Origin of the sequence: Amnibacterium flavum (genome assembly GCF_003097495.1) — a bacterium.
In the GTDB taxonomy this organism is placed as follows: Bacteria; Actinomycetota; Actinomycetes; order Actinomycetales; family Microbacteriaceae; genus Naasia; species Naasia flava.
On the sequence record NZ_QEOP01000002.1, the window covers coordinates 773,645 to 799,026 of the forward strand.

29 protein-coding genes and 4 tRNA genes are annotated in these 25,382 nt (G+C 68.0%); 24 read left to right on the forward strand and 9 right to left on the reverse strand.

Annotated features, from left to right (window positions below):
• Window positions 1-18 precede the first annotated feature (18 nt).
• On the forward strand, window positions 19-219 hold the full coding sequence (locus DDQ50_RS11315) for a multidrug transporter (RefSeq protein ID WP_116756830.1): 201 nt from the start codon (window positions 19-21) through the stop codon (window positions 217-219).
• A 98-nt stretch (window positions 220-317) separates the two neighbouring features.
• Here the strand turns inward: DDQ50_RS11315 and DDQ50_RS11320 are convergent, their stop codons facing one another.
• Window positions 318-1,508 (reverse strand): MFS transporter, encoded by a 1,191-nt coding sequence (locus DDQ50_RS11320; RefSeq protein WP_165829790.1) that lies wholly within the window; start codon window positions 1,506-1,508, stop codon window positions 318-320.
• 124 nt (window positions 1,509-1,632) lie between these two features.
• Window positions 1,633-1,705: transfer RNA gene (locus tag DDQ50_RS11325), tRNA-Val, on the reverse strand.
• Window positions 1,706-1,832: 127 nt separating this feature from the next.
• On the opposite strand from DDQ50_RS11325, the gene DDQ50_RS11330 reads away from it, so the two are divergent.
• The 3 genes from DDQ50_RS11330 (at window position 1,833) to DDQ50_RS11340 (ending at window position 2,127) form a co-directional block, all read left to right on the forward strand.
• A tRNA-Gly gene (locus DDQ50_RS11330) sits at window positions 1,833-1,904 on the forward strand.
• Between the two features lie 38 nt (window positions 1,905-1,942).
• Window positions 1,943-2,013: transfer RNA gene (locus DDQ50_RS11335), tRNA-Cys, on the forward strand.
• A gap of 42 nt (window positions 2,014-2,055) precedes the next feature.
• Window positions 2,056-2,127 (forward strand) — tRNA-Val (locus tag DDQ50_RS11340).
• A 260-nt stretch (window positions 2,128-2,387) separates the two neighbouring features.
• Here DDQ50_RS11340 and DDQ50_RS11345 read toward each other — a convergent pair.
• Both DDQ50_RS11345 and DDQ50_RS11350 read right to left on the reverse strand, forming a co-directional pair.
• Window positions 2,388-2,933, reverse strand: a complete 546-nt coding sequence (locus DDQ50_RS11345) for a DUF2238 domain-containing protein (RefSeq protein WP_165829791.1) — start codon at window positions 2,931-2,933, stop codon at window positions 2,388-2,390.
• A 77-nt stretch (window positions 2,934-3,010) separates the two neighbouring features.
• Window positions 3,011-3,847 (reverse strand): endonuclease/exonuclease/phosphatase family protein, encoded by an 837-nt coding sequence (locus tag DDQ50_RS11350; protein ID WP_116756833.1) that lies wholly within the window; start codon window positions 3,845-3,847, stop codon window positions 3,011-3,013.
• A gap of 125 nt (window positions 3,848-3,972) precedes the next feature.
• On the opposite strand from DDQ50_RS11350, the gene DDQ50_RS11355 reads away from it, so the two are divergent.
• Both DDQ50_RS11355 and DDQ50_RS11360 read left to right on the forward strand, forming a co-directional pair.
• Complete coding sequence (locus DDQ50_RS11355) at window positions 3,973-4,332, forward strand: DsrE family protein (protein WP_116756834.1); 360 nt, start codon at window positions 3,973-3,975, stop codon at window positions 4,330-4,332.
• Between the two features lie 182 nt (window positions 4,333-4,514).
• Complete coding sequence (locus DDQ50_RS11360; RefSeq protein ID WP_240614349.1) at window positions 4,515-4,784, forward strand: hypothetical protein; 270 nt, start codon at window positions 4,515-4,517, stop codon at window positions 4,782-4,784.
• A 47-nt stretch (window positions 4,785-4,831) separates the two neighbouring features.
• Here the strand turns inward: DDQ50_RS11360 and DDQ50_RS11365 are convergent, their stop codons facing one another.
• The 3 genes from DDQ50_RS11365 to DDQ50_RS11375 all read right to left on the reverse strand — a co-directional run bounded on the left by DDQ50_RS11365 (window position 4,832) and on the right by DDQ50_RS11375 (window position 7,095).
• Window positions 4,832-5,893: an endonuclease/exonuclease/phosphatase family protein gene (locus DDQ50_RS11365; protein ID WP_116756835.1), complete on the reverse strand. Its 1,062-nt coding sequence runs from the start codon at window positions 5,891-5,893 to the stop codon at window positions 4,832-4,834.
• Between the two features lie 59 nt (window positions 5,894-5,952).
• Complete coding sequence (locus tag DDQ50_RS11370) at window positions 5,953-6,162, reverse strand: PspC domain-containing protein (protein ID WP_116756836.1); 210 nt, start codon at window positions 6,160-6,162, stop codon at window positions 5,953-5,955.
• A 198-nt stretch (window positions 6,163-6,360) separates the two neighbouring features.
• A complete protein-coding gene (locus DDQ50_RS11375) occupies window positions 6,361-7,095 on the reverse strand; it encodes a maleylpyruvate isomerase N-terminal domain-containing protein (RefSeq protein WP_165829792.1) in 735 nt (244 codons plus the stop codon).
• Window positions 7,096-7,316: 221 nt separating this feature from the next.
• Here DDQ50_RS11375 and ligD point away from each other — a divergent pair, with 221 nt between their 5' ends.
• Window positions 7,317-8,276 carry a non-homologous end-joining DNA ligase gene (ligD, locus tag DDQ50_RS11380; RefSeq protein ID WP_116756838.1) on the forward strand — a complete coding sequence of 320 codons (960 nt, stop codon included), beginning with the start codon at window positions 7,317-7,319 and terminating at the stop codon, window positions 8,274-8,276.
• Window positions 8,277-8,394: 118 nt separating this feature from the next.
• Entirely contained in the window at window positions 8,395-8,853 is a 459-nt protein-coding gene (locus DDQ50_RS11385) for a DUF6630 family protein (RefSeq protein ID WP_116756839.1), read from the forward strand.
• 3 nt (window positions 8,854-8,856) lie between these two features.
• On the opposite strand, the gene DDQ50_RS11390 is transcribed toward DDQ50_RS11385, so the two are convergent.
• Complete coding sequence (locus tag DDQ50_RS11390) at window positions 8,857-9,312, reverse strand: GntR family transcriptional regulator (RefSeq protein WP_338065156.1); 456 nt, start codon at window positions 9,310-9,312, stop codon at window positions 8,857-8,859.
• A 39-nt stretch (window positions 9,313-9,351) separates the two neighbouring features.
• Here DDQ50_RS11390 and DDQ50_RS11395 point away from each other — a divergent pair, with 39 nt between their 5' ends.
• Both DDQ50_RS11395 and DDQ50_RS11400 read left to right on the forward strand, forming a co-directional pair.
• Window positions 9,352-9,774, forward strand: coding sequence for a TlpA family protein disulfide reductase (locus DDQ50_RS11395; RefSeq protein ID WP_116756840.1), 423 nt, complete (start codon window positions 9,352-9,354; stop codon window positions 9,772-9,774).
• 34 nt (window positions 9,775-9,808) lie between these two features.
• Window positions 9,809-10,303: a DUF4395 domain-containing protein gene (locus DDQ50_RS11400; RefSeq protein WP_116756841.1), complete on the forward strand. Its 495-nt coding sequence runs from the start codon at window positions 9,809-9,811 to the stop codon at window positions 10,301-10,303.
• Between the two features lie 63 nt (window positions 10,304-10,366).
• Here the strand turns inward: DDQ50_RS11400 and DDQ50_RS11405 are convergent, their stop codons facing one another.
• Window positions 10,367-10,537 (reverse strand): CsbD family protein, encoded by a 171-nt coding sequence (locus DDQ50_RS11405; RefSeq protein WP_116756842.1) that lies wholly within the window; start codon window positions 10,535-10,537, stop codon window positions 10,367-10,369.
• 317 nt (window positions 10,538-10,854) lie between these two features.
• Here DDQ50_RS11405 and DDQ50_RS17410 point away from each other — a divergent pair, with 317 nt between their 5' ends.
• The 14 genes from DDQ50_RS17410 (at window position 10,855) to DDQ50_RS11475 (ending at window position 25,381) form a co-directional block, all read left to right on the forward strand.
• Window positions 10,855-11,151: a TM2 domain-containing protein gene (locus DDQ50_RS17410; protein WP_205663624.1), complete on the forward strand. Its 297-nt coding sequence runs from the start codon at window positions 10,855-10,857 to the stop codon at window positions 11,149-11,151.
• A gap of 199 nt (window positions 11,152-11,350) precedes the next feature.
• A complete protein-coding gene (gene thrS, locus DDQ50_RS11415; protein WP_240614417.1) occupies window positions 11,351-13,276 on the forward strand; it encodes a threonine--tRNA ligase in 1,926 nt (641 codons plus the stop codon).
• A complete protein-coding gene (locus tag DDQ50_RS11420) occupies window positions 13,273-13,848 on the forward strand; it encodes an HIT family protein (protein ID WP_116756844.1) in 576 nt (191 codons plus the stop codon). The genes thrS and DDQ50_RS11420 overlap by 4 nt, the downstream gene beginning before the upstream one ends.
• Window positions 13,849-13,992: 144 nt before the next feature.
• A complete protein-coding gene (gene pdxS, locus DDQ50_RS11425; RefSeq protein WP_377940126.1) occupies window positions 13,993-14,892 on the forward strand; it encodes a pyridoxal 5'-phosphate synthase lyase subunit PdxS in 900 nt (299 codons plus the stop codon).
• Window positions 14,882-15,502, forward strand: a complete 621-nt coding sequence (gene pdxT, locus DDQ50_RS11430) for a pyridoxal 5'-phosphate synthase glutaminase subunit PdxT (protein ID WP_116756846.1) — start codon at window positions 14,882-14,884, stop codon at window positions 15,500-15,502. Before pdxS ends, pdxT begins: the two co-directional genes overlap by 11 nt.
• A gap of 27 nt (window positions 15,503-15,529) precedes the next feature.
• Entirely contained in the window at window positions 15,530-16,138 is a 609-nt protein-coding gene (locus DDQ50_RS11435) for a hypothetical protein (RefSeq protein ID WP_116756847.1), read from the forward strand.
• A 63-nt stretch (window positions 16,139-16,201) separates the two neighbouring features.
• Window positions 16,202-16,960, forward strand: coding sequence for a YebC/PmpR family DNA-binding transcriptional regulator (locus tag DDQ50_RS11440; RefSeq protein WP_116756848.1), 759 nt, complete (start codon window positions 16,202-16,204; stop codon window positions 16,958-16,960).
• Between the two features lie 6 nt (window positions 16,961-16,966).
• Entirely contained in the window at window positions 16,967-17,536 is a 570-nt protein-coding gene (ruvC, locus tag DDQ50_RS11445; RefSeq protein ID WP_116756849.1) for a crossover junction endodeoxyribonuclease RuvC, read from the forward strand.
• A 412-nt stretch (window positions 17,537-17,948) separates the two neighbouring features.
• Entirely contained in the window at window positions 17,949-18,578 is a 630-nt protein-coding gene (gene ruvA / locus DDQ50_RS11450; RefSeq protein WP_116756850.1) for a Holliday junction branch migration protein RuvA, read from the forward strand.
• A complete protein-coding gene (ruvB, locus tag DDQ50_RS11455; protein WP_116756851.1) occupies window positions 18,575-19,597 on the forward strand; it encodes a Holliday junction branch migration DNA helicase RuvB in 1,023 nt (340 codons plus the stop codon). The genes ruvA and ruvB overlap by 4 nt, the downstream gene beginning before the upstream one ends.
• A 191-nt stretch (window positions 19,598-19,788) precedes the next feature.
• Window positions 19,789-20,202, forward strand: a complete 414-nt coding sequence (gene yajC / locus DDQ50_RS11460) for a preprotein translocase subunit YajC (protein ID WP_133245961.1) — start codon at window positions 19,789-19,791, stop codon at window positions 20,200-20,202.
• An 87-nt stretch (window positions 20,203-20,289) separates the two neighbouring features.
• A complete protein-coding gene (gene secD, locus DDQ50_RS11465) occupies window positions 20,290-22,062 on the forward strand; it encodes a protein translocase subunit SecD (protein WP_116756853.1) in 1,773 nt (590 codons plus the stop codon).
• The gene (gene secF, locus DDQ50_RS11470; protein ID WP_116756854.1) at window positions 22,062-23,048 is read left to right on the forward strand and encodes a protein translocase subunit SecF; all 987 of its coding nucleotides are present in this window, start codon (window positions 22,062-22,064) and stop codon (window positions 23,046-23,048) included. The genes secD and secF overlap by 1 nt, the downstream gene beginning before the upstream one ends.
• 74 nt (window positions 23,049-23,122) lie before the next feature.
• On the forward strand, window positions 23,123-25,381 hold the full coding sequence (locus DDQ50_RS11475) for a RelA/SpoT family protein (protein ID WP_116756855.1): 2,259 nt from the start codon (window positions 23,123-23,125) through the stop codon (window positions 25,379-25,381).
• Window position 25,382 lies beyond the last annotated feature (1 nt).

The window sequence follows — 25,382 nt, forward strand, 5'->3', positions numbered from 1 at the left end:
CGTGGGTAGCCTCACCGCATGGACGACGTGGAATTCGAGAAGAACCGCCGCGATCAGCTGACGTCGGCGCCCGGCGACAAATGGGACGACGAAGCGGCGGCGGAGTCGATCGCCCCGCGCATCGAGGTCACGGAGACCGAGTCGGGGGCGAAGCGCATCGATGTCGCCGACACCGCGGCCGTGCGCCCCGGTGCGGGCGACGCGGCCGACGAGGTCTGATCGGGTCTCCCGACACGGATCAAAGAGACCGGCGGTCTTTCTGCTGCTTCTCGGTCCAATCCGGCTGATCTGACACCCGATCTCCTCGATTCGTGCCGTCAGCCGGCTGAGATCGACTCGCGTGCGGGGCGCGCCGGTCGCGTACGGCGCCAGACGAGGAAGCTGGCGACGGACCCGATCACCGCGAGCAGGACGATCCAGCTGGTGATCGCCGCGGGCAGCGAGATGTCGGCGATCGCCCCGAGCGCCAGGGCGAGCACGCCCTGCACCGCGTATCCGGTGGCGTAGAGGCGCGACATCGTCACCGCTTTGGCTTCGGGAGGAGTCTCGGCAACGACCACGCCCAGCGCGGTCGACAGGAACGCGGCGAACGCGGCCCCCGCGAGCAGTGAACTGACGGAGAAGAGCAGCAGGTCCCGTTGGGTGGACGCGATCAGCAGGACGCCCAGTGAGACGACCGCGGCGACGGTGCCGAGCACCGCGAGGCGGTGGACGGGGAAGTGGCCGAGAGTCAACCCGCCCGCGCCGATCGCGAGCGAGAAGAGCGCGATGACGGCTCCTGCGAGGAACGCGTCGTCGGTGCCGAGCAGGTCGCGCGCGATATCGGCCCCGAGCGACAGCACGAGGGCGCCCATTGCGTAAGCGGCGATCAGAGCGGAAGCACCGGTGGCGATGGCCTTGCGGGGCAGCCGCGGCCGTGACGAGGCACTGTCCGCCTTGCGCACGCGAGCCTCGGGGTGATCGGGCAGGCGCAGCACCAGGAAGGCGATCCCGATCGCGAGCGCGAAGCCGAGCCAGAACGTCAGGTGCAGGGGGAGCGGCGCGTACTCGATGAGGGCGCCCGCGATGAGGGAGGCGATCACGAGTCCCGTCGCCGTCGCCAGGATCGTCACCCGGGACACCCGCGCCGCACGACGCTGCGGCTCGAACTCGACCAGGGCGGCCGTCGCCGCGCTCAGTGCCGTCGCGGTGCCGATCGCCTGGAACAGGCGACCCACGTAGAGGAACGGGAGCGCGGGGGCGAGAGCGAACACGAGGGACCCGACGGCCAACGAGCTCAGACCGATGAGCATGGTGCGCCGCCGGCCGAGCCGGTCCGACAGGCCGCCCAGGATCAGCATGAGGAACGCGACCGTGAACGGGTACGCGGCGAAGACCGTCTCGATCTCCTCAGGGTCGAGATGCCACTGCTCGAGGTACAGCGGGAACACCATCGACGGAGAGGCGCTGCCCCACAGGCAGATGGCGACGACCGAGGCGGACACCCAGAAGGCGGCCGATCCGCTCAACGGCCGAGCAGACGAGCGAACCATGGAAACCCCACCCACCAGACTCCGCGGCGCAAGCCTCAGCGGACTCAGCCTCCGAAACCCCGGAATCAACGAAGGCGGAACAACTGCACAACCAAACGAGTGGGCGATACCGGACTCGAACCGATGACCTCTTCCGTGTGAAGGAAGCGCGCTACCAACTGCGCCAATCGCCCGCGCGGACACAATCCTGCCACACCGGCGCACCTCGTCCACGCAGACGACACTCCGTCGCGCCTCAAGTTGGTGATGGCGCGAAGCATCCGTTAGAGTCGGTGGGCGGTCAGAGATGGCCGATGAAATGCGGATGTGGCGCAGTGGTAGCGCATCACCTTGCCAAGGTGAGGGTCGCGAGTTCGAATCTCGTCATCCGCTCGAGTGAAGTCTCACGGGACACGTGGGGAACCACACATGGTGGCGTGGCCGAGAGGCTAGGCAGCGGCCTGCAAAGCCGTCCACACGGGTTCGAATCCCGTCGCCACCTCACTCACCGAGACAGGCAGTGCTGAGAAGCGCAGTCTCAAACGGGCGATTGGCGCAGCGGTAGCGCGCTTCCCTGACACGGAAGAGGTCACTGGTTCGATCCCAGTATCGCCCACTCGAAAAGCCCCGCCATGCGGGGCTTTTTTGTGTCCGCTACGGGGGATCGAGCAGTGACCTCGCGACGGCATGCGCCGCCGTCGCGCTGGTTCGATCCCAGTATCGCCCACTCGAAAAGCCCCGCCGTGCGGGGCTTTTTTCGTGTCCGCTACCGGGATGGAGCAGTGACCTCGCGACGGCATGCGCCGCCGTCGCGCTGGTTCGATCCCAGTATCGCCCACTCGAAAAGCCCCGCCATGCGGGGCTTTTTTCGTGCAGCTAAGCGCGCCACCGGTCGGCGCGCAGCGCTGCCGGAACCACCAAGCCCGCGGCCGCCGCGCCGAGGCCGCCGACAGCCATGTCGAGGATCGAATCGTCGTAACCGACCAGCACCGAGTCGTCGAGCCTGTTCCCGGCCCACTCTCCGATCTCCCACACGGCCGCAAGAGCGAGACCGACCGTCAGCGTCGCGACGACCAGCACGACTCGCCGCGGGGGCAGATGCAGGCCCGCACGGTCGGCCGCGACGACCGCGAGCAACGCGAGAAGTCCGTTGAGGGCGAAATGGACCGGGATATCGATCCAGGGCAGCGAGCGGTACAGGTCGAGCACACTGCACCACGCCGCTAGGAGAAGCACCACCTGCGACGAGAGATCGAGTGATGCACGGACGCCGAGGAAACGCGGCGCCACCAGACCCAGCAACGTCAGAGCGAGCACGGCCCCGGCGAGGGGTCCCCAGCCGATGAGGCCGACGACGAACAGCACCACTCCGAGGGCTCTGATCGCATCCGCCGCCCACTCGAGAGGAGTCCCCGGCGGCACCAGAAAAGTCGACACGAGGGAGGTGTGGCCGGGTCGGAGAGAGCGATCCGTCTCCGACTCGGACGTCTGGGGTGCATTCATGGAATGTCGGCGCTCCCGGTCGTCGGTTCGAGCACGGCGATGACGGGTTCATGGTCCGAGGCGGCCTTGCCCTCGAACCGGCGGCCGAGCACGGCCGCCTCCCGGACTCGAAGCGCGGAGCCGACGAATATCCAATCGATCCGCGCCCCGAGGCGCGGGCGACCATAGTTCGATAGCGTGCGGTAGGCCGGCGAGGTTCGCCGGTCGGCAGCCGACCACGAGTCGCGCAGCGCCCCACCATCGAGCAGCGCGCGAACAGCAGCGGATCCTCCGCGCGCGTTCAGGTCGCCCATCACGACCACCGATGGCCCGAGCGAGAGTGCCACCTCCCGCAGCCGGTGGGCGGATGCGAGACGCGACCTGGGAGAGAACGGGTCGAGATGCGTGTTGACGACGGAGAGCTGACCGCCGTTGGTCTGGTCCGCGAATGTCGCCACGGTGGCGATGCGCGGGAACACATTGCCCCAGCTCCGAGAACCGGGAACATTGGGGTGGTCGGACAGAGCCGTCTGATGCCAGTGCAGGAGCTCGAGGCGGGACGAGTCGAAGTAGATGGTGCACCGCTCATCCGACCCGTCGGCGTTGCGTCCGTTTCCGATTCGTCGGTAGGTGCTTCCGAGGCCTTCGAGCACGGCGTCGTCCTGGTCGGGAAGAGCCTCCTGCACGCCCAGGACACTGGGTGCTGCCTCTGCAACCAGCTGCTGCACGAGAGGCGCCCTCCGGCTCCAGCTCTCGAGGCGGGGTCGGAGGGTCGGCACGTGCTGCCGGCGCAGGTTGAACGACATCACACGGATGCCTCGCCGGCGTGCGTCCGGAGACTCGGAGGTCGGCATGCCCAAACGTTAACAAATCGACCTCCCGGGGTCGCTGGATGCCCGCCGCTGCTCACCTCCGGCCTTTCGCAGGCTGCCAGTCGTCGCGTTGGGCGTCCGTGCCGCAGTGATGGTAGGAACGGTGGATGAGCAAGCCCAAGACTGTTGTGCACGTCTTCCACGACGACGCGGACTCGCTCCGCACGGGGACCCGGGTCGCGCAGCGCGTGCACGAGGTATCAGGCGAGAACGGGGTCGATATCGAAGTGTTCTGCTTCGGACCCGCGCAGCGTCGACTGATCCGCGCCGAGGACGAGACCTCGCGGATCTTCAACACGCAGATCGATGAGCTCATCGAAGCCGGCGTCCGCGTCGGGGCATGTGTGAATGCGGCGCGCGCCGACGGGACGGAGGATGCGTTACGGGCGCGGGGTCTGGTGCTCAGCGTGGCGCGCGACGAATTCGTGAGGTTCACCGTCGAGGGCGCGACGGTCATCACGTTCTGACCTCGACAGGCGCCGCGAGGCGTCATCGATCCGGCAGCGCGGTGGATCGACCGCCGTCACTGCGTGGTCACTGAGCAGGCGTTGAGAGTACTCCGGATGCCGACCAGATCGTGGCTGACGGGTGCGACGATCGGCTTCTGTGCGGCGCGTGGCGTCGTCACGCCACAAGCGAAGGAGTTCCCATGGCCAAGTCCACTGCGAAGAAGGCGGCGGAGACCGCAGTCGAGTTCAACCCGATCGGCGCGCTCAGCGATATCGGCTTCACGAGCAACGTCGCCTTCGTCGGCGGCTTCGTCTCGATCATCGCCTCGCTCGTCACCTGGCTCGCCTCGCGCGGCAAGAAGGACGACAAGGCGCAGTCCGACCGGTGGGGGATCTTCATCGGCCACTGGGCGCCCACGTTCTTCGCCCTCGGCATCGCGCTGAAGCTCGAGGAGAGCAAGAAGGTCTGACTCGGATCACTTCGAGAGCCCGGATGCCTGTCGGCACCGGGCTCTCGTCATTCCAAGAAGTCGCCTGAGGGACTCAGCACGGCCAGGATCGGTCGGTGATCGCTGCCCGACGTGGACGCACCCGTCAGGACGTCGAAGGACACGACCTCCCAATCCGAACCGACCAGGATGTGGTCGATCGGCGAAGCCAGCAATTCGGGGACATTGGTCGGCCACGTGCCTCGAGCAGCCGATGACGACTCCGCGGCAGCGTCGCGGCAGCGGCCGACCGTCCCGCCATCCACACCGAGACCCGCCATGTGGTCGAGCGTCGCATTCAGGTCGCCCGCGATGACGGCGCGCGGATCCGCGCACTGCGCGACCACCCAATCCAGTCCCGCCGACCAGAGCGGAAAAGCCCAGGGCATCGGCGGGACGGTATGCACGGCGCCGACACGAGGGGCGTCCCTGTTCGTCGGTTCCCATACCGCGCTGGGCTGCCCCGGCGTCGACCCCGCCGCACCCGCGCGCTGGTAGCCCGCGGACGAGAGCTCACCGACGAAGACGACGGACGTCGGAACCGAACCGGGGAAACCCTCGTGGTCCACGGTCTCGTGCTGCGCGGACAGTCCCGAGGCCGTGAGCTCTGCGGCGATGGCTTCGGCCGCTTCGGCGTCAGTCTCCGGCAGCATGACGACGTCCGCTTCAACCTCGCGGATCAGGGACGCGATCGCTTCCGCGCCGGGCGCCGCATGTTCGGTGTTCCAGGACAGGACCCTCACGCCGCCGTCCGCCGGCACCGCTGCGAGCGGCTCGCCCATGCCGCGGGCGGCGATCACGATGCCGTTGAACACCGCGCCGAGCACGAGCACGACAGCGATCGGAACGAGGATCGACCGCCGTGCGCGGCTGCGGCTCGCGAGCACGCTCGTGGTGATGGCGGCGAGAACCAAGGCGAGGAGTAGAAGCCCCCGGGAGGAGACGAGATACACGGGGAGCGGAAATCTCTCCAGGCCGACGCTCTGCGGCCAGACGATCGCTCCGACGACCAGCGCCGCAACCGTGGACACGACGAGCGGCGCGAGCGCGGCCGCGACACGGGGCCGTCTGGTCTCAGCTGCTCCCGGCATGGCGACGTTTCTACCAGTGAACGGCGCCCGGCCACGTCAGCGGCGCGAGCTTCCGGGACCTATCGAACCATCCGGGTTCGAGCGATCCGGCCCTCGCGTGGAATCAGGATCCACATCGCGATGTAGACGATGACCTGCGGGCCGGGCAGCAGGCACGACAGGACCGCGAGTATGCGGATCACGCCAACGGACCAGCCGAACCGGTTCGCGAGCGCCGCGCAGACGCCGGCGATCATCTTGCCGTGGACCGGTCTCACAAGTGTGCTCATGAGTCCAGTCTGAGCCGAAGCGTCTGACCATCCCATACGGATAACCCCCGAGTCGCGACGGGAGGGCGGCGCTGCACGGCTGTTCCCGGATGAGCGATCCGCTCGGCCGCGGCCGCTGGTGCACCGGCTCTCGTCGTCTTCGTGCGGCCGGCTGCCCAGCCGGGCGCCTACTTCCCACCGGAATGAAGGGCGTGCGGGCTACAGGTGGACGGGCGTCTCGCACAGCATGTGCAGCACGTGCTCGTCGCCGGAACGATCGAAGCGGTGGCCGAGGAGCCACGGGTCGGCACGCTCCCACAGCATCAGCGCCAGATCTGCGGTCGAGGCTCGCAGTGCGGCCGAGGAGTCCTCACCCGCTGCATCGCGCCGTACGGTCCAGTCCGGTTCGACGAGCCATGATCGGTCGGAATCCGTCGCCTGCAGCAGCACGCTTCCCTGCAGAGGAGCGATCCCGTTCCGGCGGGCGCGGGCGATGAAGACCTCGTCGAACTCGTCGATGATCGCCGCGGCGGTGGTCGGTTCGATCTCGGCCGGCATCGGCGGGTCGGGGACCACGGCCGTCCTGATGTCCCACAGATGCTTCGTCGCCTCGTGCACCATCCGCCGACCCCAGAACGCATTCGTCCCCGGCCCGACGAATGTCCAGCACCTCGAGGTCGGATCCGCCGAGTCGATCTCACGGACGAGCGCCTCGGCACCCTCGACGAACCATTCGACGCGGTCGCGGCCCGTGGGGCGCTCGTGCCGAGCCTCGTCGACGGTCCGTCCCGTTCGGAGAACCTCGGCGGCCCAGCGTTGGATTGTGCCGAGATGGTCGACCATCTCGCCAGCTGTCGGCCAGATCCGAGAGGCGATCCGGGCTGTGGGATCGGTTCGTGCGGCCGCCTCGGAGAAGGCGAGCGATACCCGTTCCAGTTCGGGAGCGTTTTTCATGGAAGTCATCGTGCAACGACGCACTCCGCTGCCGATACAGCGCGAACGACGCCGAGCCCACTATGGCGGAATTCCCGCGACGAATGACGCTCGGTTCTCATCCTCGGCGCGCAGCAGCTTCCCGCCAGCTCTGAAGCAGGCAGCACCGTCTTCGGATCCGTCCGATACGGCCGGGCGCGACGAGCATCGCACGCTCGGGCTCGAATGCGATACTCGCCGCCATGGCGAAGCGGGAATCGGGCGCGATCGAAATTCCGGTGGGCGGGCGGATGGTCCGGTTGAGCAATCCGGACCGCGTCTACTTCCCCGAGATCGGCGCGACCAAGCGCGATCTCCTCGACTACTACCTGTCGGTCGGTGACGGCATCGTCCGGGCCCTGCGCGACCGGCCCTGCATGCTGCATCGGTATCCGACGGGGATCGGCGGCGAGAAGGTCCATCAGAAACGGCTGCCCGCGGGCGCGCCCGAGTGGATGGAAACGGTACGGGTCTTCTTCCCGCGTCACAATCGCAGCGCAGACGAGCTGTGCGTGACCGAGCTGGCGCAGGTCGCGTGGGCCGTCCAGATGTCTACCGTCGAGTTCCATCCCTGGAACAGCAGGAGGGCCGACACCGAGGCTCCGGATGAGTGGCGCATCGACCTCGACCCCGGTCCGCTCGCGACCTTCGACGGTGTCCGCCGAGTCGCTCATGTCGCCCAGGAGGTGCTCGACGAGCTCGGAGCGACCGGCTGGCCCAAGACATCGGGAGGGAGCGGCATGCACATCTATGTGCGCATCCGACCCGATCATGGTTTCGATGACGTCCGCCGGGCCGCCTACGCCTTCGCCCGCGAGGTCGAGCGCCGAGCTCCCCGTGACGCGACCACAGCCTGGTGGCGCCGGGACCGTGACCCCTCCGCCGTCTTCGTGGACTACAACCAGAACGCACGCGATCACACCATCGCCGCCGCGTACTCGGTGCGGGGGACACCGCGCGCCACGGTGTCGACGCCCGTCGGCTGGGACGAGGTCGACGACATCGAACCCGATGACTTCACCATCGCGACCGTGCCCGCCCGCTACGCGCGATTCGGCGACCTGCATGCCGGGATCGACGATGCCGTCTTCGACATCGCACCGCTGCTCGAGTGGGCGGAGCGCGACGGGGCGTCACCTCCCGACCCCGAGGACACCGACTGACCGGCGCGACGAACAGACCCTGATCGATGACACTGACCGGTGACCCTGACCGGTGACATCGGCGACGAACCCGGCGCCACGCAGACATCGGTCGGTTCGCATCCACCAAGATCGAGGTATGAGCGACAACAACCCGCACGACGCCGCGGCCTGGAAGCGGCTGTGTTCCCTGATCGACGACGATCCCGCGCTCTGGCCGTCGGTCGAAGACGCTCTGACTGAGGGCGACGATGCGTGGGAGGCGCTCATCGGAGGCCTCGACGAGGCCGGGGCCCTCGCCTACCTCGACGTCTCCGACACCGGAATGGAACTCGTCGACGCACTCGCCGGCCTTCCGCGCGTCTTCGCGATCCAACCCGAGTTCGGTGCGGTCAACGACACCGACGACCTCGCCGACGCGATGTCCGCGGCCGACGCAATCCTCGCCGAGTCGGAACTCAGGCTCATCGAGCTCGAAGACGACGACGAAGACGCCCATGCGCTCGTCGTCGTTCCCGCTGCCGCGGTCGACGAGATCCGCTCCCTCGCCGTCGACCTGGAGAAGGAGGTCGTCGCCATGGATCGGGGGAGCAGCTAGATCTCAGGGGGCCGCGCGAAGAGCGGCTGAGACGAATCTCTCCGCATCCTCTGCCGTGATCCCGAGTCGATGCATCCGCTGCGCATAGGCGAGCGCCGCCGCCTGGGCCTCACGCTCGGCCGCATCACCGCGAGCGATCACGAAGGAGCCGTTCCGACCGCGCGTGTCGATGAATCCGTCCGTCTCGAGCTCCCGATAGGCCTTGGCGACGGTGTTCGTCGCGAGCCCCAGCTGCTCGGCGAGACCCCTCACCGTCGGAAGCTTCGACCCGCCCGACAGCTCCCCACCGGCTATGCGCTGGGCGAACCAGGCGCGCACCTGCTCCGACGGCGGGATGGAACTGCTGCTGTCGATCGCGAACGACGTCATCCGCCCAGTCTGCCCCGCCGCGCGCACCCGCGGAACCGGCTGCGGCGTGCCGGATGCCATCAGGCGTTCCGCGTCGTAACAGTCGGTCATGGATGCCTCGGTTCGGTGGGTTCGCCCTAGATTGCTGCGATGGAACCCGTCAGCGCGATCCTCGTGATCGTCGGCCTGGTCGTCGCCACGACCGCCGCCGGTGTGCTCTGGCAGGCGCGGACGGGGCGCGCACGGGCCGCCCGAGCCGATCTCGTCGTCGCGGCGGAGCTCGGCGTCGACGGCGGATTCGGGGCACGGGGCACCCTGCTTCAGTTCTCGGGAGAGTTCTGCTCGACCTGCGGCCCGACCCGTCGTGTGCTCCGTGAGCTCGCCGAGGGCATCGACGGGGTGGTTCACGTCGATGTCGATGTGACGGCCCGTCCGGACCTCGCCGCACGCTTCAACATCCTGCAGACGCCGACCACGTTCGTTCTCGACGCCGACGGGGTCGTGCGCTCGCGCTTCGGAGGCGCGCCCCGGCGCAGCGATGTCGCCGCGAAGCTCGACGAGCTCGTCAGCTGACCCCCACCCGTTACCGATCACGAGGAGTCCCGATATGTCGCAGCAGACGGATTCGACCACGAGGCCGACGACGGGCGAGGGCATCGACCCGAGAAGTCCGCGATTCGGTGCCGGCATCACCGCGTTGCTTCTGCTGGCCGACGTATTCCTGGGCCTGGTCGGCGCCGACACGGCGGCGACACTCCTCCTCGCCGCGATCGTCGCCCTCTTCGCCTGGGGTGCCTTCGCCGGCGTTCGGCGGCACCCCTACGGAGTGCTCTTCAAATCACTCGTCCGACCTCGTCTGGCCGCTCCGGCCGAACTGGAGGACCCGGCCCTGCCGACCTTCGCCCAGGGCGTCGGACTCCTGGTGACAGGTGTCGGTCTTGTGCTCGCGCTCATCGGAGTGCCGTATGCACTCGTCGTCGGTGCAGCCGCGGCGTTCGTCGCCGCTTTCCTCAACTCGGTGTTCGGGTACTGCCTCGGCTGCCAGCTCTACATCCTGCTGGTCAGGGCCGGCGTCATCCGGGTCAGGACAGTCCGCGCCTGAGCGGACGCGAAAAAGGCGGGCGACCCTTTCGGGTTGCCCGCCTTTCGCGTACTTCGGCCGGTTCTATTTGAAGGCGTCCTTGACCTTCTCGCCGGCCTGCTTGAGGTCCGCCTTGGTCTGGTCGTTGCGTCCTTCGGCAGCGAGGTTCTCGTCGCCGCGGTGTTCTCCGACCGCTTCCTTGGCCTTGCCCGCGATGTCCTGCGCGGCGTTCTCGATCTTGTCTCCGATGCCCATGGCGCCTCCTCTGTCTCGGTCCGTCATGCAACGGGTCGATCGTGCTCTCCGGCCCTGAGCGCTCCGTGGGCGAGAAGTGAGAGAAATATGAGAACGACCGCTACCGGCTCCGGCGTGTTGAATGCGAAAGCCCGCCCTGACCAGGGAGTATGCCGGACATTACCGCGAAATGAGCATTCGGCGCCTATTCAGGAAAGTGCCTCTCATTAGGTGTTCTGCGCAATCGGTCCTCATAATGGGGGACTGCCACCCGAAGTGCGCAAACACCCGGTTACAACTCTGTGTCCTTCGGCTCTGGCTCATCCGAGGAGGCATCCGTGACCCAGACGGTCGAAGAATTCGCACCAGCGCTCGAGCGCTTCTATCCCCACCAGACCACCCACCCGTTCGACTCGTGGCTCCCGGCCAAGTCGCTGGGTGTCTCGTACGCACTCATGCTGTTCGGCCTCGTCGGCCTCTTCGGCATCCAGCACTTCTACCTCGGCCGTCCTGTTCGCGGCATCGTCTACCTGTTGACCTTGGGCGTCTTCGGAATCGGCACCATCGTCGACCTCATCACCATGTACTGGCAGGTGCGCGACATCAACATGCGTCACGCCATCGGCGTCCGCTGAGACCTTCCCGGCTCGTTTCACGGGCCTGACCCCGACGGGCGTCCCGACTCCGCGCGGCTAAAGTGGGGGAGTCCCACCGCGAGCCTCAAGGAGCAGCCGACCCGTGTCCGAAATCGTCAGTCCCTCGCCCGCACCGGTGACCGCGAGCGAGGCGACGACCGGCGCCCAGCTCTTCGAAGGGCAGCGCTCCATCGTGGCGATGCGCGTCGACGGCGCGCTCCTCGATCTGAGCCGTGAAATCCGAGCCGGAGCGGTGGTGACCCCTGTCACCATCGAGTCGCCCGACGGCCTCTACATCCTGCGGCACTCCACCGCCCACGTCCTCGCGCAGGCCGTGCAGTCGATCAACCCCGAAGCCAAGCTCGGCATCGGGCCGCCGATCACCGACGGCTTCTACTTCGACTTCGACGTGGAAGAGCCCTTCACGCCCGAAGACCTCAAGGCCTTCGCGAAGGAGATGGAGCGCATCCAGCGCGCCGGGCAGCGGTTCGAACGTCGGGTCGTCTCCGAGACCGAGGCGCGCGACCTCTTCGCTGCCGAGCCGTACAAGCTCGAACTGATCGGTCTCAAGGGCTCGGCCGACGACGGCGACAACGGCGAATCCGTCGAGGTCGGCGGGGGAGAGCTCACCGTCTACGAGAACGTCGACCCCAAGACGGGCGACGTGATCTGGCGGGACCTCTGCCGTGGTCCCCACCTGCCGAGCACCCGCCTCATCCAGAACGGCTGGGCTCTCAACCGTGTGGCCGCCGCATACTGGCGCGGATCCGAGAAGAACAAGCAGCTCCAGCGCATCTACGGCACCGCCTGGGCGACCAAGGACGACCTGCGGGCCTATCAGGCGCGCATCGAAGAGGCGCTGAAGCGCGACCATCGCAAGCTGGGAGCAGAGCTCGACCTCTTCTCGTTCCCCGACGAGATCGGTTCGGGCCTGGCGGTCTTCCACCCCAACGGCGGCATCATCCGCAAGGAGATGGAGGACCACTCGCGCCGACGGCACGAGGAGGAGGGGTACGACTTCGTCTGGACCCCCCACATCACGAAGTCGACCCTGTACGAGATCTCGGGCCACCTCGACTGGTACGCCGACGGCATGTTCCCCCCGATGCACCTCGACGAGGTCGTCCACCCCGACGGTCAGGTCACCCGGCAGGGCGCCGACTACTACCTCAAGCCCATGAACTGCCCGATGCACATCCTCATCTACCGGTCGCGGTCGCGCAGCTACCGCGAGCTCCCGATGCGGGCATTCGAGTTCGGCTCCGTCTACCGGTACGAGAAGTCGGGCGTGATCCACGGGCTGACCCGTGTCCGCGGCATGACCCAGGACGACGCTCACATCTTCACCTCTCAGGAGGACATGAAGACGGAGCTGACCCGCACGCTGAACTTCGTGCTGTCGCTCCTGCGCGACTACGGCCTCACCGACTTCTACCTCGAGCTGTCCACCAAGGACCCGGACAAGTACGTCGGATCCGACGAGGTCTGGGAGCAGGCCACCGAGACGCTCGCGCAGGTCGCGGCCGAATCGGGTCTCGAGCTGGTCCCCGATCCCGGTGGAGCCGCCTTCTACGGTCCGAAGATCTCGGTGCAGGCCCGCGACGCGATCGGACGCACCTGGCAGATGTCGACCGTGCAGCTCGACTTCAACCTGCCGGAGCGCTTCGGGCTCGAGTACGCAGCGGCGGACGGCACGCGCCAGCGCCCCGTCATGATCCATCGTGCGCTGTTCGGCTCCATCGAACGCTTCTTCGGGGTTCTGCTCGAGCACTACGCGGGGGCGTTCCCGGTTTGGTTGTCCCCGGTGCAGGTCGTCGGCATCCCCGTCGCCGAGGAGTACGCCGACTACCTGAACGACGTCATCCGCGCCTTGAAGAAGTCCGGAGTGCGCGCCGAACTCGACGCGAGCGACGACCGCATGCAGAAGAAGATCCGCACGCACACCAAGGCCAAGGTCCCGTTCCAGCTCATCGCGGGCGAGGACGACCGAGCAGCCGGCGCCGTCAGCTTCCGCTTCCGCGACGGCACCCAGCGCAACGGCGTTCCCGTCGACGAGGCCATCGCCCTGATCCGCTCGTCGATCGATTCACACGTTCTCGTGAACGGGGTTGACGACCTGTCATGAGCGACGAGCTGCCCGACGAGTTCGCGGGAGTCGATGCGCGCCCGACGTCGAGCTATGCGGCAGCGCCCGACGCGTTCCAGCGGCTCTGGACGCCGCACCGTATGGCCTACATCGCCGCCGGCGGCCAGCCGCCGAGCGACGAGTGCCCCTTCTGCATAGCTCCCACCCTGTCCGATGAGGACGCCCTCATCGTCCATCGCGGTACCCACGCGTTCGTTCTGCTCAACCTGTTCCCCTACAACTCCGGGCACTTGCTCGTGTGCCCGTACCGGCATGTTGCGTTGTATGACGACGCCACCGAGGCCGAGATCGACGAGATCGCGCGGCTCACCCAGACCGCGATGCGGGTCGTGCGGGAGACCGCGAAGACCGACGGGTTCAACATCGGGATGAACCAGGGACGCGTGGCGGGCGCGGGGATTGCGGACCACCTGCACCAGCACGTCGTGCCCCGGTGGGCGACCGATGCCAACTTCTTCCCGATCATCGCCGAGACGAAGGCACTGCCTCAGCTGCTCGGCGACGTCCGTCGCGCGGTCGCCGACGCATGGCCGGTCGGCGACCCGGCGTAGAATAGCAAGCCGCGTGGGAACACCGCGCGAGCCGGTCCTCTCCGAGCGTGACGGGGCCGGCGAGACGTCCCGCTCGCGGGACGATTCTCCGTGTGGCCCATCGCCTCGCGGATGACACCTCATTTCAAGGACAGGCGAAGAACAGTGACGGACAGCACCGAGGGTTCGATCGGCACCAGCAGGGTCAAGCGCGGCCTGGCGGAGATGCTCAAGGGCGGCGTGATCATGGACGTCGTCACCGCCGATCAGGCCAAGATCGCCGAGGAGGCCGGCGCCGTCGCAGTCATGGCGCTCGAGCGCGTCCCCGCCGACATCCGCGCCCAGGGCGGCGTCGCGCGCATGAGCGACCCCAGCCTCATCGATGACATCGTCGCTTCCGTGTCGATCCCTGTCATGGCGAAGGCCCGCATCGGTCACTTCGTCGAGGCGCAGGTGCTCCAGGAGCTGGGCGTCGACTACATCGACGAGTCCGAGGTCCTGTCGCCCGCCGACTACGTGAACCACATCGACAAGTGGCCCTTCACCGTGCCGTTCGTGTGCGGTGCGACCAACCTCGGCGAGGCGCTTCGCCGCATCACCGAGGGTGCCGCGATGATCCGGTCGAAGGGCGAGGCCGGCACCGGGGACGTCTCCGAGGCGACCAAGCACATCCGCACCATCCTCGGCGAGATCCGCACGCTCGCTGCGAAGACCGACGACGAGCTCTTCGTTGCAGCGAAGGAGCTCCAGGCTCCCTACGACCTCGTCGTCGAGGTGGCGCGCAGCGGCAAGCTCCCCGTCGTCCTGTTCACCGCCGGCGGCGTCGCGACCCCGGCCGATGCCGCGCTGATGATGCAGCTCGGCGCCGACGGCGTCTTCGTCGGATCCGGCATCTTCAAGTCGGGCGACCCCGCCAAGCGCGCTGCGGCGATCGTCAAGGCCACCACGTTCTACGACGACCCCAAGGTCATCGCCGAGGCATCGCGTGGCCTGGGGGAGGCGATGGTCGGCATCAACGTCGCCGACGTCCCCGCTCCGCACCGCCTCGCCACCCGTGGCTGGTAGCACGGCCGACGCATCGGCGGCTCCCACGGTCGGAGTCCTCGCCCTCCAGGGCGACTTCCGCGAGCACATCGCGGTCATCCGCGGCCTGGGTGCGGAGGCGCGACCGGTGCGCCGCGTCGAGGAACTCGCAGAGGTCGACGGCCTGATCATCCCGGGCGGCGAGTCGAGCGTCATGGACAAGCTGTCCCGGGCATTCGGGCTCGCCGACCCGCTGAAGGCGGCGATCGCCGGTGGGCTCCCGGTGTACGGGACTTGCGCGGGCCTCATCATGCTGGCCGATACCGTCCTCGACGCGATCGAAGGCCAGCAGAGTCTCGGCGGACTCGACGTCTCCGTGCGTCGCAATGCCTTCGGCAATCAGCTCGACTCGTTCGAGACCGATCTCGAGATTCCCGAGTTCGGCGATCCGCCGGTGCACGCCGTGTTCATCCGTGCCCCGATCGTGGAAGAGCTCGGCCCGAAGGCGACAGCTCTGGCCACGCTCGACGACGGACGAGTCGTCGCAGTGCGCCAGGGCAACCTGATCGGCACCTCGTTCCACCCCGAGATCACGGGCGAGATCCGCTTCCACCGCCATTTCCTCGACATCGTGCGCGGCGCCTCCGCCTGAGGGGTCTTCGTCCGGCACGCTGGACCGATGAGGCTCTACTCGGATTTCCCCCGCGCACGCACGATTCAGATCGTCGGCGATCTGATCGCACTCGCCTTCCTCGCCGGTGCCGTCGTGGTCGCCGTGACGGTGCATGCCGCGATCGCCGCCCTGGCCGACTTCGGCCGCCAGTTGCAGGAGAGCGGCAGCGGATTCGCGAGCAGCATGACCGACATCGGGGCGACCCTCGGTGACGTCCCGTTGATCGGCGGCACGATCCGCGCACCGTTCACCGGTGCGAGCGAGGCGGGCGGTGCGCTCGAGTCGGTGGGGCGCGACGCTCAGGAGTCGGTCCTCGGCATCGCCTCCGCGGTCGGCTGGACCATCGCCGTCCTCGCGATCCTGCTGGTCCTGGTCGCGCGAGTGCTGCCGCGACTGCGCTGGTCGCGGCGAGCAGGGACCGCGGCGGCCCTGTCCCGCACCCCGGGCGGCATCGACCTGCTCGCGCTCCGCGCCCTGACGGGTGCGGACTCCCGGGCCGTGCTGAAGGTCGTTCCCGCGGGAGCCGATGCCTGGCGCACCGCGGATCCCGCCGCCCTCCGAGCGCTGGCGGCGCTCGGCGCCCGCGACGCCGGAGTGCGCATCCCCGCGCCCTGAACCTCCTGACCGGGGCAGCCTGATCTAGACTGTCGGGGCACGATCGTCGCACCGAGGAGAGACGTGTCCGGACATTCCAAGTGGGCAACCACCAAGCACAAGAAGGCCGTCATCGACAGCCGACGTGCCAAGTCGTTCGCCAAGCTGATCAAGAACATCGAAGTCGCCGCCAAGATGGGCGGGGCCGACCTGTCGGGCAACCCGACGCTCGTCGACGCGGTTCAGAAGGCGAAGAAGACCTCTGTTCCCAACGACAACATCGACCGGGCGATCAAGCGCGGTGCCGGTCTGTCCGGCGAGAGCATCGACTACCAGACGATCATGTACGAGGGCTACGCCGCCGGCGGGGTCGCGCTGCTGATCGAGTGCCTCACCGACAACCGCAACCGCGCGGCCGCTGAGGTGCGCACGGCTATGACCCGCAACGGCGGCACCATGGCCGACCCGGGAAGCGTCGCCTACAACTTCAGCCGCAAGGGCGTCATCGCGGTCAGCAAGGTCGACGGCCTGACCGAGGACGACGTGCTCGCAGCGGTCCTCGACGCCGGAGTCGAAGACGTCAACGACCGCGGCGAGGGCTTCGAGATCGTGACCGAACCGGCCGACCTCGTCGCAGCCCGCACGGCGCTGCAGGACGCCGGCATCGACTACGACTCTGCCGACGCCGAGTTCGTCCCCGGAATCACGGTCGACGCCGACGCCGACACGGCCCGCAAGGTGTTCCGTCTGATCGACGCTCTCGAAGACAGCGACGACGTGCAGAACGTCTTCGCGAACATCGACGTCTCGCCCGAGGTCCTCGCCGAGCTCGAGAACGACTGACCCGCTGTGGCCCTCCGTGTGCTGGGGATCGACCCCGGACTCACGCGCTGCGGCTACGGCGTGATCGATGTCGAACCGGGTCGCAGGGCTCGGCTCGTGACGGTGGGCGTCGTCCGCACCGAGCTCGACCTGCCCGTCGAGCAGCGCGTGCACGGGGTGGCGGTCGGTCTCGAGCGGGTACTCGATGAGTTCACGCCCGAAGTGGTCGCCCTCGAGCGCGTTTTCGCGCAGCAGAATCTGAGCACGGTGATGGGCACGGCGCAGGCGAGCGGTGTCGTCATGTACCTGTCCGCCGCGCGCGGTCTGCCCGTCACCCTCCACACGCCGAGCGAGGTCAAGGCAGCCGTCACGGGATACGGTTCCGCCGACAAGAAGCAGGTCGCGAACATGGTGGCCCGGGTGCTCGGGCTCGACTCGCCGCCGACGCCCGCCGACGCAGCGGATGCTCTGGCTCTCGCGATCTGCCACGCCTGGCGCGGGCCAGCCCGGGTGGCGCCCGTCGCGGGTGCCGGGGGAGCGGCGCTCACGCCCGCGCAGCGCGCCTGGGCTGAAGCCGAGCGGGCCAGCCGGCGCTGACGCCCATCCGCCCGGGGCCGCGGTTCGTGGGTGTTGTCGCGCGGATCAGGAGTTCTGCGCGGATCAGGGCGATTTGTGCACGGATCAGGACCGATCCGGGATTTGTCCGGAACCGCGCACCACCCCCTGATCCGTGCAGGTGGTGGAGGGTCGGGCGGAGGTCGTGGGCGCCGATCGCGGGTTTCGATCCGCTCTCGCCCATTCGAGCCGAGTTCGGGTGCTTTCCGGCTGGATCACCTGATCCGTGCGCAATCTCCGTGAACCTTGTCCGTCCGGCCGCGCGCACGTTGCAGCGTGCGGGGCCGGCCGGAACGTGCGCGCTCGCCCGGAACGCCCAGCTCGGGTCGAACGTGTATTCGACTCGCCGTGGCTCCTCGGCGGGGATGTCCGGGGTCCGATCTAGCGTTGCCGCATGATCTCGTCGCTTCGAGGAACCGTGCTCGCCATCGGCGGGAACCATATCGCCGTCGACGTGCACGGCATCGGCTACTCCGTCTCCGTCACCCCGCAGCATGCCCTCGAGGTCCGGACCGGCTCCGAGATCACCCTCCACACGGCGCTCATCGTCCGCGAGGACGACATGTCGCTGTTCGGCTTCCACGACGTCGATGAACTGCGGGTCTTCGACCTCCTCCGCGGCGTCACCGGCGTCGGCCCGAAATCAGCGCTCGGCGTGCTGGGCGTCATGTCTCCCGCTCAGATCGCGATCGCCGTGACCATGGAGGACGACGCCGCCTTCCGCAAGGTCTCCGGCATCGGCCCCAAGACCGCGAAGCTCATCGTGCTTCAGCTCACCGGCAAGCTGGTCGCTCCCGCGGCCGCCGCCCACACCGAGGCCGTCGTCCCCGTCGTCAGCGCCGCGAACGATGTCGTCATCGCGCTCGTCGGACTCGGGTGGCCCGAGCGCACGGCTCAGCAGACCGTCGACGACGTTCTCGCGGAGCAGCCCGAGGAGCGCAACACGCAGGCGCTGCTCCGGGCCGCCCTTCAGCTCCTCGGTCCGCGCCAGCCTCTCGGCGCCGGGTCGGCGGGCCGCCCGTGACCGAGCCCGCCCTCCAGCCGTCGCCCGAATCCGAGGCGGAGCTCGCCTTCGAGGGCGCGCTGCGGCCCAAGTCCCTCGGCGAGTTCGTCGGCCAGCCCAAGGTGCGGGGCCAGCTGCAGCTCCTGCTGCGCGCGGCCGCGATGCAGAACCGCGCCCCCGACCACATCCTCCTCGCGGGCCCTCCCGGTCTCGGCAAGACGACGCTCGCGATGATCGTCGCTCACGAGAGCGGCCGCCCGCTCCGCATGTCCAGCGGTCCGGCCATCCAGCACGCCGGCGACCTGGCGGCGGTCCTCTCGTCTCTGGTGCCCGGTGAGGTCCTGTTCATCGACGAGATCCACCGCATGGCACGCGCCGCGGAGGAGATGCTCTATCTGGCGATGGAGGACTTCCGCATCGACATCATGGTCGGCAAGGGAGCCGGCGCCACGTCGATCCCGCTCGACCTGGCGCCCTTCACGCTCGTCGGCGCGACGACGCGATCGGGCATGCTGCCCAACCCTCTGCGCGACCGGTTCGGCTTCACCGCCCACCTCGAGTTCTACGAGACGGACGAGCTGCAGCAGGTCCTCGAGCGCGCCGCGCATCTGCTCGAACTCGACATCGACCCCGTCGCCCTCCGCGAGATCGCCGGTCGCAGTCGGGGAACACCGCGCATCGCGAATCGTCTGCTCCGTCGTGTGCGCGACTATGCGCTCGTGCACGGCACCAACGCGGGGCACGACGCCGTCGACGCCGCCCTCGAGCTCTACGACGTCGACGCGGTCGGCCTCGACCGGCTCGACCGCGCGGTCATGCTCGCGATCCTCGAACGGTTCGACGGCGGCCCCGTCGGCCTCGGCACTCTCGCCGTCTCGGTGGGGGAGGAGGCCGACACCATCGAGTCGGTCGTCGAACCCTTCCTGGTCCGCATCGGACTCCTCGGCCGCACCCCGCGCGGCCGCATCGCGACTCACGCGGCCTGGCAGCATTTCGGCGTCACTCCGCGTGCGCCCCAGAACGCGCTCTGGACCGACTGACCACTGTTCCGATCGCCGCGGCGTCCTCGTCCGCAGCGGATCGGCTCGTCGCGAGACCTGCGCCCCCACGGGAGCGGTCATAGCGGGCAGCGGCTAGGATGCCAACAGTCACAGGGGTGGCGCAGACGCGCCCACACCCCATCCGTGAGCCGTAGCCGGCCCGGATCAACTTCACTCGGAAGGCTTTCAGCGTGCCAATCGATCCGTTGACCATCATCATGGTCCTGGTCCTCGCCGTCCTCATCTTCTTCACATTCCGCAACGGACGCAAGCGTTCACGCGACATGGCGGCGATGCAGGACCGTACCCGCGTCGGTGCGGAGATCATGACCAACTTCGGCCTGTTCGGAACCATCGTCGCCATCGACGACGAGGAGAACCAGGTCCAGGTCGAGACCAGCCCGGGAACCATCCTCACCGTGCACCGTCAGACCATCGCCAAGATCATCACGCCCGACGAGGTCGTCAGCGACGATGAGGCCGAGGCCGTCGAAGAGGGCGAGATCGAGAGCGCCGAGGAGCTGGCCGCGCGCGAGCCCCAGTTCGGTGAGCGAGTCGACGGCACGCCCGCCGAATCGAACGCCCAGAAGAAGGCCGACGACTAACCTTCGATTCGTGGATCGCCCGCCCCGACCGGCGGGCGATCGTTTTGTCCCCGCGAGGCTTCCGTCTCCTCGAGAAAGCTGTACTCCTTGGCCAAGTCGAACACCCCGGTGCGCAAAGCACGTCGCGCACTCATCGGGCTCGCCGCCATCTTCGTCGTCCTCATCGGCCTGAACACAGCGGGAGCGCTGTTCGCCGGTTGGAACTGGACACCGAAACTCGCCCTCGACCTCGAAGGCGGCACCGAGATCCGGCTCGCCCCCGTCGTCGAAGGCGATGGCGAGGTCTCGAGCGAGCAGCTCAGCCAGGCCGTCTCGATCATCCGTCAGCGCATCGACGCGGCCGGCGTCTCCGAGTCCGAGATCACGACGGAGGGCGGCAGCAACATCGTCGTCTCCATCCCCGGCCAGCCCGACGAGCAGACCCTGGAGCGCATCGAGGCCTCCGCGAAGCTCGACTTCCGCCCGGTCCTCCTGGCCGGTACCCCGGCGACGAGCGAGGTGGGCGCCGAGGGCACGACCCCCACCCCGGACGCGACTCCGGCCCCCGAGCCGACGGACCCCAGCGACCTCAGCCAGGTGACGCCCGCCCTGCAGACCGCGTACGACAACTTCGATTGCGCGAGCATCGACGAGACCGTCGTACCGCCCGCCGACGAGCCCTTCCTCACCTGCGAGGTCGACAGCAGCGCCAAGTACCTCCTCGGCCCCGTGGAGGTGACGGGCGAGAACCTGAGCGACGCCACCAGCGGCGTCGTCACCACTTCCACCGGAGCGAGCACCGGCACCTGGGCGGTCAACCTCCAGTTCGACGGCAAGGGCACCGAGGAGTTCGCCGCCGTCACGACGCGCCTCACGGGGCTCGAATCGCCGCGCAACCAGTTCGCCGTCGTGGTCGACAACAAGGTGATCATCGCGCCGGCATCGAACGCGGTCATCACCGACGGCCGCGCGCAGATCACCGGGTCGTTCGACCAGGAGACCTCGAAGTCACTCGCCGATCAGCTGAAGTACGGCGCGCTGCCGATCAGCTTCACCGTGCAGAGCTCCGACACGATCTCCGCGACGCTGGGTTCCGAGCAGCTGCGCAGCGGTCTCATCGCAGGAGCGATCGGTCTGCTCCTCGTCGTCGTGTACTCGCTCTTCCAGTACCGCACCCTGGGCCTCGTGACCGTCGCATCGCTCGTGGTCGCGGCCGCGATCACCTACCTCGTGATCACGATCCTGTCCTGGCGAGAGGGCTACCGTCTGTCGCTCGCCGGTGTCGCCGGTCTGATCGTGGCTATCGGTATCACCGCCGACTCGTTCATCGTCTACTTCGAACGAATACGAGACGAGCTCCGCGACGGTCGAGGGCTCGAAGGAGCCGTCGAGTCGGGATGGAAGCGCGCACTGCGCACGATCCTCGCCTCCGACACGGTCAACTTCCTCGCGGCGATCGTGCTCTTCGTGGTCGCGATCGGCAACGTCCGCGGCTTCGCCCTGACGCTCGGCATCACGACCATCATCGACATCATCGTCGTCACCCTGTTCACCCACCCCGTCCTGCAACTGCTGGCGAAGACGAGATTCTTCTCCGAAGGCCACCGGGCGTCGGGACTCGACCCCAAGGCTCTCGGCGCGGTCTACCGCGGCCGCGCCGTGTTCAAGGCGCCCACCGTGGTCGCGGGCAAGACCGCAGCCAGCCGTGGGGAGGCGGTGCGCCGCCAGACCATCGCCGAACGCAAGGCCGCGGAGTCCAGTGGGTCCACCACGACCGCGACGCTCGAACCGCCCGCGACGCCTTCGAGCGACAGCACATCGAGCAGCACGGGATCGACCTCGGCCCGCAAACCGTCGAACAGCAAGAAGGGCAAGCGCTGATGGCCAGCTTCTCCGAGTTCGGAAACGCCCTCTACACCGGTGCGCGCTCGATCAACATCGTCGGTCGCCGTCGCACCTGGTTCATCATCTCGGCCGTGGCCGTGCTGCTCTCGATCCTCATCCCCGTCGCCCGCGGCGGGTTCGTCTTCGGCATCGAGTTCACCGGCGGGTCCGAGTACCAGATCTCGAACCTCGACAACCCCGACCAGAGCATCGCGACCGACGCGGTGACCTCGGTCGTCCCGACGGCCGTCCCCAAGGTCACGACGGTGAGCGGCGACGGCATCCGGGTGCAGACCGACCAGCTCGGCGACGACGAGAGCACGGCGGTCCGCCAGGCCCTCGCCGACGGCTACGACGTGCCCGTCACCGACGTGACCGAGTCGTTCATCGGCCCGTCATGGGGTGCGGACATCACCGGCCAGGCGATCCGCGGCTTGATCATCTTCCTGGCGGCGGCCTTCGTCTTCATGGCGATCTACTTCCGGACCTGGAAAATGTCGATCGCCGCGATGGTCGCGCTGCTCCACGACCTCGTCATCACGGCCGGCGTGTACGGCATCGTCGGCTTCGAGGTCACTCCGGCGGCGGTGATCGGATTCCTGACGATCCTCGGCTACTCGCTCTACGACACCGTCGTGGTCTTCGACAAGATCCGCGAGAACACCCGGGGCGGTGACGCGAGCTCGGCTCGCACCTTTGCCGAATCGGTGAACCTCGCGGTCAACCAGACGCTCGTGCGATCGATCAACACCTCCGTCGTGGCCATCCTGCCCGTCGCCGGCATCCTCTTCATCGGCGCGTTCGTGCTCGGTGCGGGCACGCTGCGCGACATCGCACTCGCCCTGTTCATCGGAATCCTGGTCGGCACCTACTCGACGATCTTCGTCGCGGCGCCGCTGTACTCCCTTCTCCGCGAGCGCGAGCCGGCGGTTCAGAAGGAGACCAAGCGGGCCATCGAACTCCGGGAGAAGAGCCTCTCGTGATGGCGGCGTCCCCGGACCGCGCAGAATAGACAGGCGCTCTCGCGCGTTGTCAGTGACAGGGAGGTGACGAAACGATGACCGAGGTCCAGCAGACCAGCACGTCGTTGCGGCGCCTCGTGCCGCGCATCTTCTCGCGAGCACAGCCGCAGGGCGCCGTCGAGATGCTGTTGCGCACCCTGCGCACCCACCATCCCAAGGCCGACCTGTCGATCATCGAGCGGGCCTACACCGCCGCTGAGAAGGCGCACCGCGGTCAGAAGCGCGACAGCGGCGAGCCCTACATCACCCACCCCGTGGCGGTCGCGCAGATCCTCGCGGATCTCGGCATCGGGCCGAAGACGGTGGCCGCTGCGCTGCTGCACGACACCGTCGAGGACACCGGGTACACCCTCGAGCAGATCCACGGCGAGTTCGGCGACGAGGTCGCTATGCTCGTCGACGGCGTCACCAAGCTCGACAAGCTGAAGTACGGCGACAGCGCGCAGGCCGAGACGGTCCGCAAGATGGTCGTCGCGATGTCGAAGGACATCCGGGTGCTCGTCATCAAGCTCGCGGACCGGCTGCACAACGCCCGCACCTGGGGCTTCGTCTCGCACGAGCGGGCCGCCCGCAAGGCGCAGGAGACGCTCGAGATCTACGCGCCCCTCGCGCATCGTCTCGGAATCCAGGCCATCAAGCTCGAGCTCGAGGACCTGTCGTTCGCGGTGCTCTACCCCAAGCTGTACGCCGAGATCGAGAGCCTCGTCCGTCAGCGCACCCCTCAGCGCGAGGGATTCGTGCAGGAGGTCATCGAGGCGGTCCAGGACGACCTGCGCGTCGCGAAGATCAAGGGCAAGGTCGCCGGTCGACCGAAGCAGTACTACTCGATCTATCAGAAGATGATCGTGCGCGGCCGCGACTTCGACGAGATCTACGACCTCGTCGGCATCCGTGTGCTCGTCGACTCCGTTCGCGACTGCTACGCCGTGCTCGGTGCGATCCACGCGCGCTGGACTCCCGTGCCGGGCCGCTTCAAGGACTACATCGCCACCCCCAAGTTCAACCTGTACCAGTCGCTGCACACGACTGTCATCGGTCCCGACGGTCGACCCGTCGAGATCCAGATCCGCACCCACGAGATGCACCAGCGCGCCGAGTTCGGTGTTGCCGCGCACTGGAAGTACAAGGAGCGGATGGCGGGAGGCCGCGGTTCGTCGAAGGTGGCGACCGCTCCGCAGGACGAGACCGACATGGCCTGGCTGGCCCACCTGTCCGACTGGCAGGCGGAGACCGCCGACCCGGGTGAGTTCCTGGACTCTCTCCGCTTCGAGATCGGAGCGAAGGAGGTCTACGTCTTCACGCCGAAGGGTCGGGTGATCGGCCTGCCCTCGGGGGCGACGCCCGTCGACTTCGCCTACGCGGTGCACACCGACATCGGTCACCGCACCATGGGCGCCAAGGTGAACGGCCGGCTCGTACCGCTCGAGAGCTCTCTTCAGAGCGGTGACGTCGTCGAGATCTTCACCTCGAAGAACCCCGACTCGGGGCCCAGCCAGGACTGGTTGAGCTTCGTCAAGAGCCCTCGGGCGCGCAACAAGATCCGTCAGTGGTTCACGAAGGAGCGCCGCGACGAGGCGATCGAGCAGGGCAAGGACGCGATCACGCGGGCGATGCGCAAGCAGAACCTGCCGCTCCAGCGCCTGATGAGCCAGGACGTGTTCGCCGGGGTGGCGGCCCAGATGCGTTACGACGACGTATCTGCCCTCTACGCGGCTCTCGGCGAGGGACACGTCTCGACCCAGTCGGTCATCGAGAAGGTGCTCGCGAACGTTCAGGGCGAGGAGGAGAGCGAAGAGGTCGAGCCGGCTCTGCCGTCGCGGCCCCGCCGCCCATTGCGCAACAGCGACTCCGGTGTGCTCGTGCGCGGTGCGCCCGACATCCTCGTCAAGCTGGCCAAGTGCTGCACGCCCGTCCCGGGCGACGACATCGTGGGCTTCATCACCCGCGGCTCGGGTGTCTCCGTCCACCGCACCGACTGCAACAACGTGCAGGAGCTGCGCACCCAGCCCGAGCGGATGATCGATGTCGAGTGGGCGCCCTCGTCGAAGAGCGTCTTCCTCGTGCAGATCCAGGTCGAGGCTCTCGATCGGGCGGGCCTGCTGTCGGACGTCACACGGGTGCTGTCCGAGCACCACGTCAACATCCTCTCCGCAACGGTGTCGACATCGACGGACAGGCTCGCGCTCAGTCGCTTCGTGTTCGAGATGGGCGATACGACCCACCTCGACCGGGTGCTCAACGCCGTGCGGCGCATCGACGCCGTCTACGACGTGTACCGGGTCTCCGCGGGATGAC